This window comes from Magnetospirillum sp. UT-4 (assembly GCF_902729435.1).
Lineage (GTDB): Bacteria > Pseudomonadota > Alphaproteobacteria > Rhodospirillales > Magnetospirillaceae > Magnetospirillum.
This window is the reverse complement of sequence record NZ_CACVCG010000040.1, coordinates 32443-49066: the sequence shown is the minus strand read 5'-3', so window position 1 is coordinate 49066 and position 16624 is coordinate 32443. Positions and strand designations below refer to the sequence as shown.

At 69.6% G+C, this 16624-nt stretch carries 19 protein-coding genes; 9 read left to right on the top strand and 10 right to left on the bottom strand.

The window, feature by feature from the left end; genetic code table 11:
* Positions 1 to 163 precede the first annotated feature (163 nt).
* Together MTBUT4_RS04840 and MTBUT4_RS04835 are read right to left on the bottom strand one after the other, a co-directional pair.
* The gene (locus MTBUT4_RS04840; protein WP_173978532.1) at positions 164 to 1522 is read right to left on the bottom strand and encodes an ATP-binding protein; all 1359 of its coding nucleotides are present in this window, start codon (positions 1520 to 1522) and stop codon (positions 164 to 166) included.
* Positions 1519 to 2355, bottom strand: a complete 837-nt coding sequence (locus MTBUT4_RS04835) for a phosphate/phosphite/phosphonate ABC transporter substrate-binding protein (protein ID WP_217424111.1) — start codon at positions 2353 to 2355, stop codon at positions 1519 to 1521. Before MTBUT4_RS04835 ends, MTBUT4_RS04840 begins: the two co-directional genes overlap by 4 nt.
* A 320-nt stretch (positions 2356 to 2675) precedes the next feature.
* Between MTBUT4_RS04835 and MTBUT4_RS04830 the strand changes: the two genes are divergently transcribed.
* Entirely contained in the window at positions 2676 to 3680 is a 1005-nt protein-coding gene (locus MTBUT4_RS04830; protein WP_173978530.1) for a RodZ domain-containing protein, read from the top strand.
* Positions 3681 to 4056: 376 nt separating this feature from the next.
* On the opposite strand, the gene MTBUT4_RS04825 is transcribed toward MTBUT4_RS04830, so the two are convergent.
* Entirely contained in the window at positions 4057 to 4470 is a 414-nt protein-coding gene (locus MTBUT4_RS04825) for a DUF1178 family protein (RefSeq protein ID WP_173978529.1), read from the bottom strand.
* Between the two features lie 41 nt (positions 4471 to 4511).
* Here MTBUT4_RS04825 and MTBUT4_RS04820 point away from each other — a divergent pair, with 41 nt between their 5' ends.
* Positions 4512 to 5021: a bifunctional 2-polyprenyl-6-hydroxyphenol methylase/3-demethylubiquinol 3-O-methyltransferase UbiG gene (locus MTBUT4_RS04820; RefSeq protein WP_217424110.1), complete on the top strand. Its 510-nt coding sequence runs from the start codon at positions 4512 to 4514 to the stop codon at positions 5019 to 5021.
* A 24-nt stretch (positions 5022 to 5045) separates the two neighbouring features.
* Here MTBUT4_RS04820 and MTBUT4_RS04815 read toward each other — a convergent pair whose 3' ends face one another.
* Genes MTBUT4_RS04815 through MTBUT4_RS04800 form a run of 4 tightly spaced genes read right to left on the bottom strand, consistent with a single transcriptional unit; the run spans position 5046 to position 7596 of the window.
* Positions 5046 to 5657, bottom strand: a complete 612-nt coding sequence (locus tag MTBUT4_RS04815; protein ID WP_173978527.1) for a cytochrome c — start codon at positions 5655 to 5657, stop codon at positions 5046 to 5048.
* Between the two features lie 48 nt (positions 5658 to 5705).
* Positions 5706 to 6539, bottom strand: a complete 834-nt coding sequence (locus tag MTBUT4_RS04810) for a carbon-nitrogen hydrolase family protein (RefSeq protein WP_173978556.1) — start codon at positions 6537 to 6539, stop codon at positions 5706 to 5708.
* Entirely contained in the window at positions 6539 to 6802 is a 264-nt protein-coding gene (grxC, locus tag MTBUT4_RS04805; protein ID WP_173978526.1) for a glutaredoxin 3, read from the bottom strand. Before grxC ends, MTBUT4_RS04810 begins: the two co-directional genes overlap by 1 nt.
* A 53-nt stretch (positions 6803 to 6855) precedes the next feature.
* Positions 6856 to 7596 (bottom strand): ComF family protein, encoded by a 741-nt coding sequence (locus MTBUT4_RS04800; RefSeq protein ID WP_173978525.1) that lies wholly within the window; start codon positions 7594 to 7596, stop codon positions 6856 to 6858.
* A 41-nt stretch (positions 7597 to 7637) separates the two neighbouring features.
* On the opposite strand from MTBUT4_RS04800, the gene MTBUT4_RS04795 reads away from it, so the two are divergent.
* The 5 genes from MTBUT4_RS04795 to MTBUT4_RS04775 all read left to right on the top strand — a co-directional run bounded on the left by MTBUT4_RS04795 (position 7638) and on the right by MTBUT4_RS04775 (position 12632).
* Positions 7638 to 8453: a methyltransferase domain-containing protein gene (locus tag MTBUT4_RS04795; RefSeq protein WP_173978524.1), complete on the top strand. Its 816-nt coding sequence runs from the start codon at positions 7638 to 7640 to the stop codon at positions 8451 to 8453.
* The gene (sfsA, locus tag MTBUT4_RS04790) at positions 8450 to 9157 is read left to right on the top strand and encodes a DNA/RNA nuclease SfsA (RefSeq protein WP_173978523.1); all 708 of its coding nucleotides are present in this window, start codon (positions 8450 to 8452) and stop codon (positions 9155 to 9157) included. The genes MTBUT4_RS04795 and sfsA overlap by 4 nt, the downstream gene beginning before the upstream one ends.
* A gap of 14 nt (positions 9158 to 9171) precedes the next feature.
* Positions 9172 to 9975 (top strand): type I methionyl aminopeptidase, encoded by an 804-nt coding sequence (gene map / locus MTBUT4_RS04785; RefSeq protein ID WP_173978522.1) that lies wholly within the window; start codon positions 9172 to 9174, stop codon positions 9973 to 9975.
* A 257-nt stretch (positions 9976 to 10232) separates the two neighbouring features.
* Positions 10233 to 11363, top strand: a complete 1131-nt coding sequence (locus MTBUT4_RS04780; RefSeq protein WP_254434741.1) for a hypothetical protein — start codon at positions 10233 to 10235, stop codon at positions 11361 to 11363.
* Positions 11364 to 11432: 69 nt separating this feature from the next.
* Positions 11433 to 12632 carry a hypothetical protein gene (locus tag MTBUT4_RS04775; RefSeq protein ID WP_173978521.1) on the top strand — a complete coding sequence of 400 codons (1200 nt, stop codon included), beginning with the start codon at positions 11433 to 11435 and terminating at the stop codon, positions 12630 to 12632.
* 4 nt (positions 12633 to 12636) lie between these two features.
* On the opposite strand, the gene MTBUT4_RS04770 is transcribed toward MTBUT4_RS04775, so the two are convergent.
* The gene (locus MTBUT4_RS04770) at positions 12637 to 12861 is read right to left on the bottom strand and encodes a hypothetical protein (protein WP_173978520.1); all 225 of its coding nucleotides are present in this window, start codon (positions 12859 to 12861) and stop codon (positions 12637 to 12639) included.
* A 66-nt stretch (positions 12862 to 12927) separates the two neighbouring features.
* Between MTBUT4_RS04770 and MTBUT4_RS04765 the strand changes: the two genes are divergently transcribed.
* Positions 12928 to 13095: a hypothetical protein gene (locus tag MTBUT4_RS04765; protein WP_173978519.1), complete on the top strand. Its 168-nt coding sequence runs from the start codon at positions 12928 to 12930 to the stop codon at positions 13093 to 13095.
* A gap of 586 nt (positions 13096 to 13681) precedes the next feature.
* Here the strand turns inward: MTBUT4_RS04765 and MTBUT4_RS04760 are convergent.
* Complete coding sequence (locus tag MTBUT4_RS04760) at positions 13682 to 14092, bottom strand: hypothetical protein (protein ID WP_173978518.1); 411 nt, start codon at positions 14090 to 14092, stop codon at positions 13682 to 13684.
* A gap of 63 nt (positions 14093 to 14155) precedes the next feature.
* A complete protein-coding gene (locus MTBUT4_RS04755) occupies positions 14156 to 15772 on the bottom strand; it encodes an alpha-amylase family protein (protein ID WP_173978517.1) in 1617 nt (538 codons plus the stop codon).
* 477 nt (positions 15773 to 16249) lie between these two features.
* Between MTBUT4_RS04755 and MTBUT4_RS04750 the strand changes: the two genes are divergently transcribed.
* Positions 16250 to 16609 (top strand): zinc ribbon domain-containing protein YjdM, encoded by a 360-nt coding sequence (locus MTBUT4_RS04750; protein ID WP_173978516.1) that lies wholly within the window; start codon positions 16250 to 16252, stop codon positions 16607 to 16609.
* Positions 16610 to 16624: the final 15 nt, after the last annotated feature.

The window sequence follows — 16624 nt, the reverse complement described above, 5'->3', positions numbered from 1 at the left end:
GATGCATCCGCCATGCTACGTAAAGGCCCCTCCGCGGGGGTGTACCCAACGCGATGGAAACGGCCGGCGCTCCGCCCCCTCCCCCCCCACAGGGGTGCTGGCCCAGGCCGGGGTCCCTGCCCGCGCGGGGACCCCGGCCGCCCCGCCGTTCAGGCCCCTTCCCTCAGGCAGGCCGGCGCGGCAGTGCGATGAAGAAGGTGGAGCCGCTATCGACATCGGACTCGACCCAGATGCGGCCGCCATGGTGGTCGACGATCTTCTTGCAGGTGGCCAGTCCGACCCCCGAGCCGTCGTAGACCTCCCGCGAGTGCAGGCGCTGGAACACCTCGAAGATGCGGGTGAAGAATTTCGGGTCGATGCCGATGCCGTTGTCCGACACCGTCACCACCACCTCGTCGCCGTCGAGCCGCCCGTCCACTTCCACCTTCGGCGTGACGCCCCGGGCAACGTATTTCAGCCCGTTGTCGAGGACGTTGAGGAACAGCCGCAGCAGCTCGTCGCGATAGGCCGGAACCGGCGGCAGCCCCCGCAGCCCGTCCCCGGTCTCCACCACCGCCGCCACGTCCTCGATGCGCGGCGACAGCATCCGCAGGGATTCGTCCACCACCTCCGCCACCACGACCTCGTCGCGGTCCCTGGCCTTGCGTCCGACGCGGGAATACTCCAGCAGGTCGACGATCATCCGGTCCATGCGGCGGGCGCCGTCCATGGCGTAGTGGATGAACTCGTCGGCCTCGGCGTCCAGCGCCCCCTTGTAGCGGCGCTCGAGCAGGGAGACGTAGGACGCGACCATGCGCAGCGGCTGGCGCAGGTCGTGGGACACCGCATAGGCGAACTGCTCCAGCTCGCGGTTCGAGCGCGCCATGCTGTCCTCGGCGATGCGGCGGGATTCGCGCATGGCGGCGAAGGCGGACACCAGCGCGCCGATCTCGTCCCGGGTGGCCGGCGGCAGCGGCACGTCGAAGTCCCGCCGCGCCAGGGCCTCGGAGGCCCGGACCAGGTCGCGCACCGGCCGCAGCACCGCCGAGCGGACCACCAGCACGGTGACCGCCACCAGCAGGGCGGACATGGCCAGGAAGACGATGCCCAGGGACAGCGAATGGCGGCGCTGGTAGGCCAGCATGGGCTCCTGGTCCACCACCACCGTCAGGGTGCCGTAGACGCGCCCGTCGCCGCCCACCTGGCGGACCACCTCGAGCGACCTTTGCTCCGGCCGGGACGCGGCGCTGCCGCCGCCCAGCGGATAAAGCGGCGTTCCGTCGGCGCCGTTCAGCCGGATCTCGATCCAGTCGCCGTTCTTGGCCCGCAGCGCGTCCAGGTTCTCGTAGATGACGTCGAGCCGGCTGCTCATCAGCAGCGGCGTCAGGCCCTCGGCGACGCTGTCGATATGGCGGGACGCCTCGTCGCGGTGCCGCTCGATCTCGCGGGTCTGCAGTTCCGGCAGCCAGATACCGTAGAAATAGGCCAGGGTGACCACAAATGCCGCCACCAGCGGCAACAGCAGCCGGCGCTGCAGACTCATTTCAGCTTTCCCTCTACGTCCCAGTACTTGTCCAGGCCCCACTCCTCCATGACGGCGTAATCGGCCATGGCGGCGGCACTGATCGGGTTCATCGGCAGCTTGTCGAGCATGGCCGCGCCCTCCGGCGTGGTGGCGAGGTCGAGGAAGGCCCGCCGCACCCGCTCCCGCACCTCTTGCGGCACCCGCGGATGCGCCGCCACCGGGTGCGACGGCATGCCGCGGGTGGTGTAGATCACCCTCACCCGGTCGCGGATTTCCGGCTTCTGCTCGCCCAGCACCTTCTGCACGCTGCCGCCGGCATCGACCAGCCGGTTGGCGACGTGAAGGAACACCGAGGCATGGGTGTTGACGTCGCGCAGCTTGACGCGCACCCCGAACAGGCGATCGAGATCAGCCTGCATCATGATGCTGGCGCCCAGCGCATTGGGGGTGGGCACCGCCAGGACCTTGCCCTTGAGCTCCTGGGGCGAGGAAACCGGGCTGTCGGCGGGGACCACCAGCACCCCCTTGAGCGGCGCCGCGCCGCGCACCAGCGGAATGTAGCCGCTGCGCCGACGTTCCTGCAGGATGTGGAAGGGGTTGGTGAAGACGAAATCGAACCGGCCGTTGGACAGGTCCTGCTCGAACTCGCGCACCGACAGGGCGGTGGTCATCTCGAAGCCGATTCCGGCCCGCTTCGCCACCTCGTCCAGCACCGGCTGCCAGACCGCGAACAACTGGCGCCGCTCGAACTGGGGCACCACGCCGAACAGGTAGGCCGGCTCCGCCGCCGCCGCGACCGTTCCCCAGCACTGCACCACCAGCGCCAACAGCAGGACGAGCCGCCCAGCCATCCACCGCATGAACCCCCCTTCCACCCCTGGCGGGCCAGAAAACCCATCCGGCCGGACTTATACCAAAGTATGGTGCCGGAGGACAATCCCGATCCACCTGTAATTCAGATGTACGCACCGACCGCGCCGTCCTTACAACCCTTTGGCGCATCACCCCTCTCCGGCATTATTGTTGCCTCGTGCGCAACTCGTTTGCTAAACAGGGGTAGGGATGCGCCGCGGTCTGCAATGACCAAGGCACCCGCCGCAAGGGCCTTTACTGGAACCGGCAGCGACGATGTCCTGTGCGTCGCCGTCACGAGGCAGGAACGACCAGTCACATGCAAGATGAACCGGTGACGGAACACCTTCCCGCCGCGCCTTCGTTCTCCGGTGTCGGGGCGACCCTGGCGGCGGCCCGCGAAAAAACCGGCAAGACCCTGGCCGAGGTGGCGACGCAACTGCGCATCCGCCAGCCTTATCTTCAGGCGCTGGAAGAGGGCCGCCACCGCGACCTGCCGGGCGGCACCTACGCGGTCGGCTTCCTGCGCACCTATGCCGAATTCCTCGACCTGGACGGCGAGGAAATGGTCCGCCGTTTCCGCGCCGAGGCGGCCGGCGACCTCAATTCCCGCTCGGAACTCATCTTCCCCTCGCCGGTCTCCGAGGGCCGCATTCCCGGCGGCGCGGTGCTGTTCCTGGCACTGGTCGCGGCGGCGGTGGCCTATGGCGGCTGGTACTGGCTGTCGTCGCGCGACGGCAGCGTCGCCGAGATGGTTCCGGCCCTGCCCGAAAAGCTGGCCACCACCCTCAACCGCCCCGGCGAGCCGGCGGCGGTCAAACCGGCCGAGACGGACAAGGCCGAACCGGCCGAGGCGGCCAAGGCATCCAAACAGGACATGGTTCCGCCGGCCGAGGACGACGAGGGCAAGAGCACACCGGCAAAGCCGGTGGAAGCGGTCAAGCCGGTGGAAACTGTAAAGCCGGTGGAACCTGCCAAGCCGGCGGACGTGGCCAAGCCGGCCGAACCGGCCAAGCCCGCCGAACCGGCCAAGCCGGCCGCCACCGACGAGCAGGGTGATTCCCGCATCAGCATCAGCGCCGCCGGCGACGATTGCTGGGTGCAGATCCGTGAGCTCGACGGCCAGCTGCTGATTTCGCGCCTGTTGCGCAAGGGCGACAGCTACGCCGTCCCCAATCGGCCCGGCCTGACCCTGATGGTCGGCAATGCCGGCGCGCTGGACGTCGCCGTCGATGGCAGGAAGGCGCCAGCCCTCGGCACCAGCGGCCAGGTCCGGCGCGACATCCGCCTCGATCCTGAAAAGCTGCTGGCGGGCGGGGCTTAGAGCAGGGTACGGAAAAACTCTGCTTGCCACCCTCTGATCCGTCACCCCCGCGAAGGCGGGGGTCCATGCTGGGGCGATATCGCGCTTTCACCGCAATATACTGTGTGCGGAGGCATGGATTCCTGCCTGCGCGCATATGCGCTGACTTAGGCAGGAGCTTCGCCTCATTCGGGCCTCATCCTGAGGAGCCGCCGCAGGCGGCGTCTCGAAGGACCAGGCCCGTGGCACGGCGTCCATGGCCCGCTGCATCCTTCGAGACGAGCGCTGCGCGCTCTCCTCAGGATGAGGCTACGGATACGGAATGGCCTAAGTCAGCGCCTATGTGCCTGCGCGGGAATGACGGAAAAAGGTTGGGAGTTTTTCTGCAGCCCGCTTATCAGTTCTCCGTGGCCGGCCAGGGAACGGGGTGGAACTCCACCCCCTCCTCCTTGAGCTCGCGGGCCTGCTCGGGCGAGGCCTCGCCGTAGATGGCCCGGGCCTCCGTCTCGCCGTAATGGATCTTGCGCGCCTCCTCGGCGAAGTTCTCGCCGACGTAGTCGCAGCTTTCCTCGACCTTCTTGCGGATCTCGCCCATGACCTTGCGCATGGCCCCGGCGGCGGCGGCGAGGTCGAGGGCCTCGCCGGTGGCGCGGTTCAGCCGCGGCGCCATGATCGCCTTGGCCACGTCGGTGGCGCCGCAGACCGGGCACGACACCGCCGCCGCCGCCACCTGCGCCTCATAGGCGGCGTTGTCCCTGAACCATCCCTCGAAATGATGGTCGTTGCCACAGCGCAGTTCGAACAGGATCATGACGGCATCATTACCCGAGGCCGGCCATCATGACAACGCCCATGCCGACACTGCCGCCATCGCCCTGGATCACCCGTTTCGCCCCGCTGGTGCGGGCCGGCGGCGCGGTGCTCGACCTTGCCTGCGGCGGCGGCCGCCACACCCTTCTGTTCCTGGATCGCGGCCACCCGGTCACGGCGCTGGACCGCGACCCGGGCCAGGCCCCGGCGGCGGCCGAACGCATCGCCGCCGACCTCGAGGACGGCTCCCCCTGGCCGCTGCCCGGCCGCCGCTTCGCCGCATTGGTGGTCACCAACTATCTGTGGCGCCCCCTTTTCCCCCACCTGCTGGCGGCGCTGGAGGAGGGCGGCGTGCTGCTCTACGAAACCTTCGCCCGCGGCAACGAGGCCTTCGGCCGCCCGCGCAACCCCGACCACCTGCTGGAGCGTGGCGAATTGCTGCGCCTCACGGCGGGCCTGACCGTGGTCGCCTTCGAGGACGGCATCCTCGACGACCGCGCCGTGGTGCAACGGCTCTGCGCGGTGCGGGGGGAGGCGGTGCGGCGGCTGTGAAGCCGGCCCCGCCCCAGCGCCCCCCTATTGTCCGCCCGGCGCCGGTTCCGCCGGGGCCGGTTCCGCTGCCGGCGGCGGCTCCTCGGCCTCGGCCGGGGGGACCATCTCAGGCTCCGGTTCCGGTTCCGGCGGCGGCGGCGGGGCGGTGAGGTCCTGCCAGCGGGCGGAATCCATGCTGGGCAATTGGTTGACCAGCGCCACCAGCGACCACAATTCGTCCTCGGACAGGCGTCCGTCCCAGGCCGGCATGCCCGAGCCGGCCAGGCCGTAGCGGACGATCCAGTAGAGCTCGGCCGAGGTCCATTCGCGCGCCGTCACCGCCAGGTCGCCCGGCGCGGGACGCATGGAGCGTGCGAAGACGCGCGGCGGCACCCCGGGGGCGCCGTGGCAGGCCATGCATTCGCTCTGGTAAAGCAGCGCCCCCGGCTCGACCGAGGTCTGGGCGCCGGCTTCCGGCACCACCACGGCCTTGGCCGCGTGGCGCACACCCTGGCGCTTGGCGGTCTCGGCCAGCCAGTGGAGCACGGGCGTCCGCCCCTCTCCCGCCGAGACGTCGTAGCGCCCGGTGTAGAGCCAACCCACCAGCGCCAGCGCCAGAAGCACCAGAACCCCGATCACACCCGCCAATACCCGCATGCCAAACCTCCCGCACGGAGTGTTCCGAGCAGGTGGGGACGGACCCGCTCAGGCGCGAGGGGGCATGGCGAAAGGCCTGTCATGCTCCATGCAGGGTATCTTGCGGCGGGCGTCAGCCACCTTGCGGGGGTCGATGTCGGCCATGATCCAGCCCGGCTGCTCCAGCGCATCGGCCAGGATCTCGCCCCACGGCGAGACGATCAGCGCATGGCCGTAGGTCTCGCGGTTGCCGGCATGACTGCCGATCTGGGCGGGGGCGAAGACGTAGCAGCCGGTCTCGATGGCCCGCGCCCGCAGCAGAACGTGCCAGTGGGCCTTGCCGGTGGTGCGGGTGAAGGCCGCCGGCACCGCCAGGAAGTCGCAGCCGGCCTTGCCGTAGGCCCGGTAGAGGTGGGGGAAGCGCAGATCGTAGCAGATGGACAGGCCCAGCCGCCCCCACGGCAGCTTCGCCACCACCGCCTCGGCCCCGGGGCTGAAGGTGGCCGATTCCTTGTAGACCTCGCCCAGACCGAGATCGACGTCGAACATGTGGATCTTGTCGTAGCGGGCCTTGATGGCGCCGTCGGGACCCAGCACGAAGGTGCGGTTGGCGACCATGCCGCCCTCGAGCAGCACCGCCAGCGACCCGATGTGCAGCCAGCACGACAGCTCGCGCGCCAGATCGGCGAACGCCTTCAGCGCCAGGTGGTCGTCCTCGGGCATGGCCTTGAGCACGACGTTGGAACGCCCCCATTCCATCATCGCCACGTTCTCGGGCATGCAGATCAGGTCGGCGCCGGCGGCCCGCGCCTCGACCGCCAGATGCGAGGCGACGTCGATGTTGCGCTGCAGGTCGGTGCCGGCATTGACCTGCAGGCAGGCCGCCTTGAAGCTGTCGTCGATCACGCTTGGGCCGCCAGCAGGGGATCCAGGCCGCCCTCGGCCTCCAGCGCGTAAAGATCGTCGCAGCCGCCCACATGGGTGCCGTTGACGAAGATCTGCGGCACCGTCTGGCGTCCGCCGGCGCGCGCCACCATGGCGTCGCGTAGCGCGGCATCGGTGGACACGTCGATCTCGCGGTAACCGACCCCCTTCTTCTCCAGCAGGCGCTTGGCCCGCACGCAATAGGGGCAAATCCTGGTGGTATAGATTTCCACGTCCGGCATCACGGCGGCTCCGTCGTTGCGTTGCCCTAATATAGCGAGGCGGCAGGTTTTGGCTAGGCGTGAGGGTGGACCACCCGCCCCAGCGTCAGCACGTCCACCGCCGCCGCCCCGGCCGCCCGCAGCACCCGGGCGCATTCGCCCACCGTCGCCCCGGTGGTGAGCACGTCGTCGATCAGCAGCACGGCCTTGCCGGCCGCCGCGTCCCGCAGCTTCGGATTGACGGCGAAGGCGCCCCTGACGTTGCGGCGGCGCTCCTCGCGCCCGAGATGGCCCTGGGCGGGGGTGTGGCGGCGGCGCAGCAGCAGGCGCGGTTCGACGGGCAGTCCGGCCTGCCGCCCCAGCGCCACCGCCAGCACCGCCGCCTGATTGTAGCGCCGCGCCAGCAGGCGGAAGGGATGCAGCGGCACCGGCGCCACCAGCTCGGCCCCGGCCAGAAGGTCCGCTCCCGCCCGGGCCATCCAGCGGGCGAAGGCGGGCGCCCCTTCCAGCCGGTCGGCGTGCTTGAAGCGCAGCACCAGCGCCTTCGACGAATCGTCGTAGCGGAACACCGCGCGGGCCCGGCGCCACGGCGGCGCGTCGGCCAGGCAATGGCCGCACAGCATGCCCTCGCCCGGGTCGACATCAAACGGATGGCCGCAGCTCTGGCACTGGGGCGCGCCCAGGAACGCCACCTTCTCCCAGCATTCCGGGCACAGGCTGCCCGGCTCGGCCACCACCGCGCCGCAAGCCAGGCACAGCGGCGGCAGCACCGCGTCCAGCATCACCCGCCCCAGCCCGGCCAATCGCCGCCGCATTCCTGTTTCCCCCGCCGTCCGCCCGTGCCATATAGCAGCCGATGTCCGGTTCCATCACCATCTTCGACCGCGCCCTGGTGCGCAAGCGCCGCGACCGCGCCGCCGCCGGCTTCGCCGCCCACGACTTCCTGGTGCGCGAGGCGGCCGAACGGCTGGCCGACCGCCTCGACGACGTCACCCGGCGCTTTCCCGTCGCCCTCGACCTCGGCTGCCATACCGGCGAGCTGGCGGCGGTGCTGGCCGGGCGCGGCGGCATCGAGACCCTGGTGCAGTGCGACCTGTCGCCAGTCATGGCCCGCCTTGCCGCCGCCACCGGCCACCCCACCTTGGCCGCCGACGAGGAATGGCTGCCCTTCGCCGACAACAGCTTCGACCTGGTGGTGTCGGCGCTGTCGCTGCACTGGGTCAACGACCTGCCCGGCACCCTGGTGCAGCTCAGGCGGGTGCTGAGGCCGGACGGGCTGCTGCTGGTGTCGCTGCTGGGTGGCGAGACCCTGACCGAGCTGCGCCAATGCCTGGCCGAGGCCGAGATCGCCAAGGAAGGCGGCCTGTCGCCCCGCGTCTCGCCCTTCGCCGAGGTGCGCGACCTGGGCCAGCTGCTGCAGCGCGCCGGCTTCGCCCTGCCGGTGGCCGACAGCGACACGGTGGCGGTGCGCTACGCCGAGCCCTTCCGCCTGCTCGCCGACCTGCGCGGCATGGGCGAGACCAACGCGGTGCTGGAGCGGCGCAGGACGCCGCTGCGCCGCGCCACCCTGTTCGCCGCGCTGGAGGCCTATGGCGGCCGCTTCGCCGGCCCCGACGGGCGGGTCCCGGCCACCTTCCATTTGCTGACCATGACGGCGTGGAAGCCGTCATGATCTTCCCCTCCCCCCTGGTGCGCGGCCGGCTGATCCGGCGCTACAAGCGTTTCATGGCCGATGTCGAGATGGAGGACGGCACGGTGGTGACCGCCCATCTGGCCAATTCGGGGGCGATGACCGGCACCTCCGATCCCGGTATCGAGGTGTGGCTGTCGCCCGCCGCCAACCCCGAGCGCAAGCTGAAGTGGAGCTGGGAGCTGTGCCGCATCGACGGCCATCTGGTCGGGGTCAACACCGCCCATCCCAACGCCCTGGCGGCCGAGGCCATCGCCGCCGGCACCATCCCGGAACTGGCCGGCTACGCCACAATCCGGCGTGAGGTTAAGTACGGCCGCAATTCCCGCATCGACCTGTTGCTCGAGGCGCCGGACCGTCCCACATGCTACGTCGAGGTCAAGAACGTCCACCTGAAGCGGGGCGACTGGGCCGAATTCCCCGATGCCGTCACGGCGCGCGGCGCCAAGCACCTGCTGGAACTGCGCGACATGGTCGCGGCGGGGTCGCGGGCGGTGATGCTGTACCTGGTCCAGCGCGAGGACTGCACCGGCTTCCGTCCCGCCGCCGACGTCGATCCCGCCTATGCGCGCGGGCTGGCCGAAGCCGTTGCGGACGGAGTCGAAACGATCTGCTATAGCTGCCGCCTCAGCCTGGATGGCATAATCGTGATGAACCCGATGCCCATCGATATCGGGACGAGGTGAGGATTTCGAGGAATATGGAACGGGAAGACCGCGAATCGGGCCGCATCACCCTGCACGGGCCGGACGATTTCGCCGCCATGCGCAAGGCCGGCCAACTCGCCGCCGAGGCCCTGGACTTCATCGCCCCGCATGTGCTGCCGGGCGTCACCACCGGCGAGCTCGACCGCCTGTGCGCCGAGTTCATCGCCGAACGCGGCGGCGTCTCGGCGCCCATGAACTACCGCGGCTTCCCCAAATCCATCTGCACCTCGGTCAACCACGTGGTCTGCCACGGCATCCCCGGCGACAAGACGCTGGAGGACGGCGACATCGTCAACATCGACGTCACCCCCATCGTCGATGGCTGGCACGGCGATTCCAGCCGCATGTACTATGTCGGCCGCCCCGGGGTGAAGGCGAAGAAGCTGGTCGAGGTCACCTACGAGGCGCTGATGCGCGGCATCGAGGTGGTCAAGCCCGGCGCCACCCTGGGCGACATCGGCTGGGCCATCCAGGATTTCGTCGAGCGCCAGCGCTTCTCGGTGGTGCGCGACTTCTGCGGCCACGGGCTGGGCCGCGTCTTCCACGCCCCCCCCAACATCATGCATTTCGGCCGCCCCGGCCAGGGCCTGGAACTGCGCGAGGGCATGTTCTTCACCATCGAGCCGATGATCAATGCCGGCCGGGCCGAGACCAAGATCCTGTCCGACGGCTGGACCGCGGTAACCAAGGACAAGTCGCTGTCGGCCCAGTTCGAGCACTCCATCGGCGTCACCGCGACGGGCTGCGAGATATTCACCCTGTCGCCCAGGGGCTGGCATCTGCCGCCTTACGAATAGCGAGTGCCCCCTCCCCCTTGTGGGGAGGGCCGGGGTGGGGGGCGTCGATGTCTGCCAAGGTGGCCGCCAACCCCACCCCCGACCCCTCCCCATGAAAGGGGAGGGGAGCCCCTATCCCGTCCCGAACCGCCCCGCTTATTGACATCGAACCGCAACGAAGGTTTCATGGCTGTGCCTAATGCCTAAACTTTGGTTTTATAAGAGGCCGAGGCATTACCTCAACCCGTGGGGACGGGCGAGGGGGAGGACAGAGGGACATGGCTTCCATGGCAACCGCGGCCGGAGGGGCCGAGGGGGGAGACGCAATCCGGCGGGTGAACGACACCCTGCGCGGTGCCGTCGTCGATGTGATGGGCACCCTGGTGCCCGAGGTGAAGGCCCTGCCGCGCGAGAAGGCCTTCGAACGAACCCTCGACGACCTTGCCTTGCTCGAGCGCTGCTTCAAGACCTTCCGCGCCCGACGCGAGCGTTTCACCGCCGTTCTGGTGGACGAGGCGAAACGGCCGGTGGCCGACGACACCACCCCGCTGTCGTGCGGCCGCACCCTGGACCAGGTGGTGGCGATGATCGTGCGCACCACCGCCAAGCGCTATTTCCGCCGCCGCTGGAGCCCCGACCAGGCCGACCGCCCGCTGGCCCCGCGCTTCGCGAAAAGCGGCCTGATGGACAAGGTCGGCGCCCTGCTGAACCGCCCCGCCGCCGCCGCCTCCACTCCGGCCGAACCCGGCCGCGCCGACGAGCTCTACCACGCCCTCAAGGAGCATCTGCTGCACGAGTGGCAGGTGCCGCTGGTTCCCACCTATGCCGACATGACGCCCCGTCTGGCCATCGAGCTGGGCGCCAAGATCCTGGAGCTGCGCGACCCCGAACACCTGAAGCGGGTGGTCGCCGATCCCGACGAGGCCGCCAAGCTGTTCGAGGACGCTCCCGCTCCCGCCGCCGCGCCCGAACCCGCGCCGGCGCCCGCCGCCAAGGGGCCGGACCAGCGGGCGCCGCTGCATCAGATCATCGCGCCGGGCGGCCAGCGTCTGCGCATCGAGGCCTTCTCGGGGGTATTGCGGCGCCAGGAGGTCCGCGACCTGGTCAAGGAAGGGCGCTCCATGGCGCGCCTGTCGGAAATCTTAAGCGGCGTCGGCGGCGGCACCGCCAAGCTGCTGGTGGGCGAGCTGGCCCTGCGCCTCGACCAACTGGCGGTGGTGCTGCTGGTCGCCCACGACACCGTCGGCGCCGACGTGTTCGTCCACTTCTTCGGCCATCCCGGCGATCCGGAAGTGCTGCGCCGGCTGGTCGCCAGGGCGCGCGAGGCCAAGCTGGACCAATCCAGCGACCTGCTGGCCTGGGCCGGCTTCATCGCCGAATCTCTTGCCCCTTTGGCGCGAACGCGTTAGCACTTCGGTAATCGCCTGGGGCGATCATCAGGCGATCACGTGAATCCTGGTCGGGGCAGGAGTAACGGTATGCGCGCCTTGCCCGGCGGCGACCACGCCAGTGTCGTCCGCAGGATCAATGCCACCTTGCAGGGACCGGTCGTCGATATCCTCGGCGACCTGGTACCCGAACTGCGCCGCATTCCCCGCCGCGACGCGCTGCAGGCGATCCTCGACGACGTCGATCTGCTGCATGCCTGCTTCCAGGCCTTCCGCGCCAACCCCGACAATTTCGCCCACGTCCTGGTGAACAAGCACAAGGTCAGCGTCGAGGACGCCCAGGCCCTGCTGGAATGCGGCCGCAGCCTCGACCAGGTCATCGCCATGGTGGTGCGCAGCGCCGCCAAGCGCCATTTCCGCCGCCGCCTGGACGGCGTCACCAAGCCGCTGCGCCGGCGCCCCAAGGCACGGCGCGACCTGATGGCGCGCATGATGGCGCTGTTCGCCCGCCCCAAGCGCGAGGCGCCGCTGCCGCGCAGCCGCGGCGACATCCTGTACGAGGTGTTCCAGGACTACCTGCTGCACGACTGGCAGGTGCCGATCATCCCGGAATACTGCCAGATGCCGCCGGCCCTGGTGCGCCGCCTGGGCGAACGCATCCTCGATTACCGCATCGCCGAGGACATCCGCCGCCTGCGCGCCGATCCCGACAACCCGCCGGCCCCGACCCCGGTGGTGATGGCGGGCGGCACCTACCAATTGCCGCCGCCGGTCGAGGAGAGCAAACCCGCCCCCGCCCCGATCACCGTCGCCGACCAGCGGGTCAGCGACGGCATGGCCAAGCTGGTGACCGAACCCGAAGCCACCGCCAAGGACGAGCGGGCGCGCCTCTCGGACGTGCTCACCGCCGACGGCAAGCGGCTGAAGGCCAGCGCCTTCACCATCGTCCTGCTGGACCCCAAGGTGCGTTCGGTGCTGCCCGATTCGGCCCAGACCGTGCGCATCACCGCCATCCTGGGCATCGTCAACGGCCAGTTGGGCAAGCTGCTGGTGGGCGAGCTGGGCCTGCGCACCGACCAGCTCGCCATCTTCGTCATGGCGGCCCACGCCGCGCTGGGCGACGACCGTTTCGAGAAGGCTTTCGGGGTGCCGGGCCGGCCCGACTACATGGCCAAGCTGGTGGACCGCGCCAAGGCCGCCGGCATCGGCCAGCACTCGGACCTGAAGCGCATCGCCACCTTCGTCACCGGCCTGTTCGCCGCCGCCGAGGCGGCGCAGAAGAAGGGCTGACCCGTCACAACCTGCGCCCCCACCGCAGCAGCAGCACGGCGACCAGCGCGACCACCACCAGCAGGCCGAGGAATCCCCAGGCCGGGATGCCGGAATGGCTGGCCGCCGGGGTCGGCACCGCTTCGCCGGGCACCAATGTGCCGCCCTGCTCGCCGGCGCCCTGGCCCATGTATTGCTGGGACGACATGGACTCGCTGGATGTGGTTCCCTGGGTCGGCGTCTCGGGCATGGCGTTCTCCTGTGATTGCGTCCGGCGGTACGGGAACCCTCCGCCGCGGCTCCGGGTTGGCGGGGGATGGGTCTGGTCGGATTCTTCGGGTTCCTGGCGGCGATCTTCCTCATCGGCGGGCTGGCGAAGGGCGCCGTCGCCTGGCTGCTGGTGGGCGGCGCGCTGGCCATCGCGACCATGCTCCTCGGTGTGCTCCGCCTCACCAAGCTGTGGGTGGACCGCAGCCGGCGCTGATTTCGGCTTAGCAGGGTGCGGAAATACTCTGCTTGCCACCCTCTGATCCGTCACCCCCGCGAAGGCGGGGGTCCATGCAGGGGCAATATGGCGTTCTGGCCGCAATATATTGTGTGCTGAGGCATGGATTCCCGCCTTCGCGGGAATGACGAAAGAAAAACAGGGGTTTTTCCGCAGCCTGTTAGAGCCGGATGCTATCAGGTTGAATCGCGAGGCGATCCAACCTGATAGCTGAATCCGCCTCTAAATCAATAAATTAGAGTGCGATTCAGACATTAGGTCGGCGCACCCCGTGCGCCGACCTAATGTCATCGCGCACTAGGGTCCGTACTCAATTAGGGTGTGGCCTGCGCCGAGACGAATTTGCCCGCCTGGCAGGAAGGACGCGCAGCGCGATGTGGACCATCGCGCAAGCGGCCTGACGCACCGGGAGGGCAAATTCGTCCGGCCCGGAGGGTTGGCGTTCCAAGGGCGCCCTGGTACGTTGCCGCCGCTAGGCGATGCGTCCAGCATCGCCGTCGCGCCGGCGCCTGCCATTGCGCCCTTGGAACGCCAACGCAGGCCACACCCTAATTGAGTACGGACCCTAGCGGGAATCCTCGGTTTCCGAGCGGGCGGTCTGCTCCCATTCCCGCCGCAGCGCGTCCAGCGCGGCCTCGGTATGGGTCCGGGCGGTCTGGTAGTTGGGGCCGACCGTCTGCTTCAGTTTCTCCCAGTTCTGCTTGGCGGTCTGCCACGCGCGGTCGAGGGAGGCCGCCGCCTCTCCGCCCTCGGCCCGCGCCGCCAGGCCGTCGATGCGCGTGCGCCACTCGGCCAGGCGGCCCTGCATCTGACGCTCATAGAACTCACGCTCGTATGACGCCTGGCGGTCCGGGGTCTCGGCCATGGGCCGGCCAGTGGGGGGCGGGGCGGTGTCGGGCGGCGTGGTGGTCTGCTCGGTGGTGGCGGCGGCCAGGACGACGGCGAGCACGGCGGCCGGAAGCGTGGTGTAGGGCATGGGCACCTCCTCTCGTTGCTGTAATCAACGGGTGAGCGGGCCTGCGCGTTCGCACCCGCCCGCTCACCCCGTCTCGACCCGGAACCAGCGGTAGCCGTAGGGACCCAGCGGCACGGTCCTGCCGGCGAGGGGGCGCGACGGCGGGGCGCCGATCAGCTCGACCGCCTGGCCGTCGCCGAACGGGTCCATGTCCAGCTCCGCCTCGCAGGCCTCGGCGGCGAGGTTGTGGACGGCCAGCAGGTCGCGGTCCCGCCAATGGAAGCGCAGGGCGAAGATTCCGGGGCGGTCGGCGGTGACGACACGGCATTCGCCCAGGCCGATCTCGGGGCAGGACCGGCGCATGCGGATCAGCCGGCTTACGATGTTGAGCAGGGAATCCGGGTCGTGCAGCTGGCCGCGCACATTGACGCGGGAGCAGCCGTAGCGGCCACTGGCGATGACCGGCCGGATCAGGCCGTCGGCCGGCGCGCGGGAGAAGCCGCCATTGGCGGCGTCGGACCATTGCATGGGCGTGCGCACCGCCTCGCGCGCCTCCAGCGACAAATCGTCGCCCATGCCGATCTCGTCGCCGTAACGGATGACCTGCAGGCCCGGCAGCGTGAACATCAGGCTGAACGCCATGGCCTGGCGGCCGGGGTCGCCGTCCATCATGGTGGCCAGGCGGCGGCGGATGCCGCGGCCGTAGATCTGCATGTCGGGATCCGGGCCGAAGGCGGCGAACACCTGCTCGCGTTCCTCCGCCGCCAGCCGCCCGAGGTCGAGTTCGTCGTGGGTGCGCAGGAAATTGGCCCAGGCTCCGGTCGGCCCCGGACCGGGCAGGCCGTCCAGGGCGGCGGCCAGCGGCGCCGCCTCGCGCCGCGCCAGCGCCAGGAAAAGGGCCTGGTTGACCAGGAAGTTGAACAGCACGTTCATGCGGTGGCCGGCGCCGAAATACTGCTCGATGCTGTCGGCGGCCACGTTGGCCTCGGCCAGCAGCACGGCGTCCGCCGCCCGCCACGACACGAACTGGCGCATGTCGGCGAGGAAGGAATAGAGCGCCCTGCCCTGCTCGGCCGGCGCGCCGGCCAGCTCGATGAGGAACGGGGCGGCATCGACGCGGAAGCCCGAGATGCCGAGCCGCAGCCAGAACCCCATGATGCGCAGGATCTCGTCGCGCACCGCCGGATTGGCGATGTTGAGGTCCGGCTGCTGGGCGTAGAAGCGATGGAAGTACCAGGCCCCGGCCTGCTCGTTCCAGGTCCAGGTCCGTTCCTGCTGTCCGGGAAAGACCATGCCGGTATCGGCGCCGGCCGGCTCGTCCCGCGACCAGACGTAGTAGTCGCGGTAGGGCGATCCCGCATCGGCGCAGGCCTGAAGGAACCAGGGGTGCCGGTCCGAGGTATGGTTGACCACCAGGTCGAGGATCAGGCGGATGCCGCGCTGGCCGAGCTGATGGGCGAACTCGGCGAAATCGCCCAGATTGCCCAGGCGCGGATCGACGCCGTAATAATCGGTGATGTCGTAGCCGTCGTCGCGGTTGGGGCTGGGGAAGAACGGCTGCAGCCAGATGCAGGTGACCCCCAGGGTCTCGAAATGGTCGATGCGGTCGATCAGCCCGCGGAAATCGCCGGTGCCGTCGCCGTCGGCGTCCATGAAGGTCTCGACGTCCAGGCTGTAGACCACCGCGTTCTTGTACCACATGGCCGCGTCCCGCCTGCGTCGATGCCCGTCGGAAAGGGGAACGCGACCGAGGCGGCCGGGTTCCGCGCGCCGGCGGCGAACCCGCCGCCCCCGGACGCGTTGACGTCAGGGAACAGGCAGATGGGAGGCGGCGATGTTGAAGGTGGTCGGCTGGGTCGTGGGCATCATCTTCCTGATCGGCCTGCTGGTGGTGTTCGGGATTTTCGACCTGATCTTCTGACGCCGCGCTTGTCCCGCTGCCGGCCGTGCGCTAGCGCGTGTTCCGTTCTAACGGAACATGCCTGCGGCCCAAGGGGCCGCGGCCGTGTCGCCCCGTAGGGGCTAACGACGCCCGTCAGGGCGGCCCGAGCTTGCGAGGGTGGGCTTCGCCCACAAGGGCGCGGAACGCGCCCGCCCGGCGAGGGCTAAACAAACAAACCATGTTCCGTTTGAACGGAACATGGTTTAGCGTCGCGCCTCCCGACAGCGAGGCCGACCATGGACAGCACCACCCCCCAATGCCCGGCATGCGGGTCCGAACACGCCTATCCCGACGGCTCGCTGTGGGTCTGTCCGGAATGCGGCCACGAATGGGCCGCCGGCGCGGAAGCGGCCGAGGCGCCGGCGGCCGAGGGCGGCGGGGTGAAGGATGCCAACGGCAACCCGCTGGCCGACGGCGACAGCGTCACCGTCATCAAGGACCTCAAGGTCAAGGGCTCGTCCCTGGTGGTCAAGGGCGGCACCAAGGTGAAGAACATCCGCCTGGTGGCGGATGCCGTCGATGGTCACGACATCGCCTGCAAGATCGACGGCATCGGCGCCATGAACCTGAAATCGGAATTCGTCCGCAAGGCGTAGGCCGCCGAGTCAGGC

Coding starts and splice junctions, on each gene's coding strand:
- grxC (WP_173978526.1), bottom strand. CDS start 6,802: ATGCCGGACGTGGAAATCTATACCACCAGGATTTGCCCCTATTGCGTG.
- MTBUT4_RS04800 (WP_173978525.1), bottom strand. CDS start 7,596: ATGCGGCGGCGATTGGCCGGGCTGGGGCGGGTGATGCTGGACGCGGTG.
- MTBUT4_RS04815 (WP_173978527.1), bottom strand. CDS start 5,657: ATGCGGGTATTGGCGGGTGTGATCGGGGTTCTGGTGCTTCTGGCGCTG.
- MTBUT4_RS04830 (WP_173978530.1), top strand. CDS start 2,676: ATGCAAGATGAACCGGTGACGGAACACCTTCCCGCCGCGCCTTCGTTC.
- MTBUT4_RS04770 (WP_173978520.1), bottom strand. CDS start 12,861: ATGCCCGAGACGCCGACCCAGGGAACCACATCCAGCGAGTCCATGTCG.
- MTBUT4_RS04835 (WP_217424111.1), bottom strand. CDS start 2,355: ATGGCTGGGCGGCTCGTCCTGCTGTTGGCGCTGGTGGTGCAGTGCTGG.
- MTBUT4_RS04840 (WP_173978532.1), bottom strand. CDS start 1,522: ATGAGTCTGCAGCGCCGGCTGCTGTTGCCGCTGGTGGCGGCATTTGTG.
- MTBUT4_RS04760 (WP_173978518.1), bottom strand. CDS start 14,092: ATGCCCTACACCACGCTTCCGGCCGCCGTGCTCGCCGTCGTCCTGGCC.
- MTBUT4_RS04755 (WP_173978517.1), bottom strand. CDS start 15,772: ATGTGGTACAAGAACGCGGTGGTCTACAGCCTGGACGTCGAGACCTTC.
- sfsA (WP_173978523.1), top strand. CDS start 8,450: ATGATCTTCCCCTCCCCCCTGGTGCGCGGCCGGCTGATCCGGCGCTAC.
- MTBUT4_RS04765 (WP_173978519.1), top strand. CDS start 12,928: ATGGGTCTGGTCGGATTCTTCGGGTTCCTGGCGGCGATCTTCCTCATC.
- MTBUT4_RS04750 (WP_173978516.1), top strand. CDS start 16,250: ATGGACAGCACCACCCCCCAATGCCCGGCATGCGGGTCCGAACACGCC.
- MTBUT4_RS04820 (WP_217424110.1), top strand. CDS start 4,512: ATGCCGACACTGCCGCCATCGCCCTGGATCACCCGTTTCGCCCCGCTG.
- MTBUT4_RS04795 (WP_173978524.1), top strand. CDS start 7,638: ATGTCCGGTTCCATCACCATCTTCGACCGCGCCCTGGTGCGCAAGCGC.
- map (WP_173978522.1), top strand. CDS start 9,172: ATGGAACGGGAAGACCGCGAATCGGGCCGCATCACCCTGCACGGGCCG.
- MTBUT4_RS04780 (WP_254434741.1), top strand. CDS start 10,233: ATGGCTTCCATGGCAACCGCGGCCGGAGGGGCCGAGGGGGGAGACGCA.
- MTBUT4_RS04825 (WP_173978529.1), bottom strand. CDS start 4,470: ATGATCCTGTTCGAACTGCGCTGTGGCAACGACCATCATTTCGAGGGA.
- MTBUT4_RS04775 (WP_173978521.1), top strand. CDS start 11,433: ATGCGCGCCTTGCCCGGCGGCGACCACGCCAGTGTCGTCCGCAGGATC.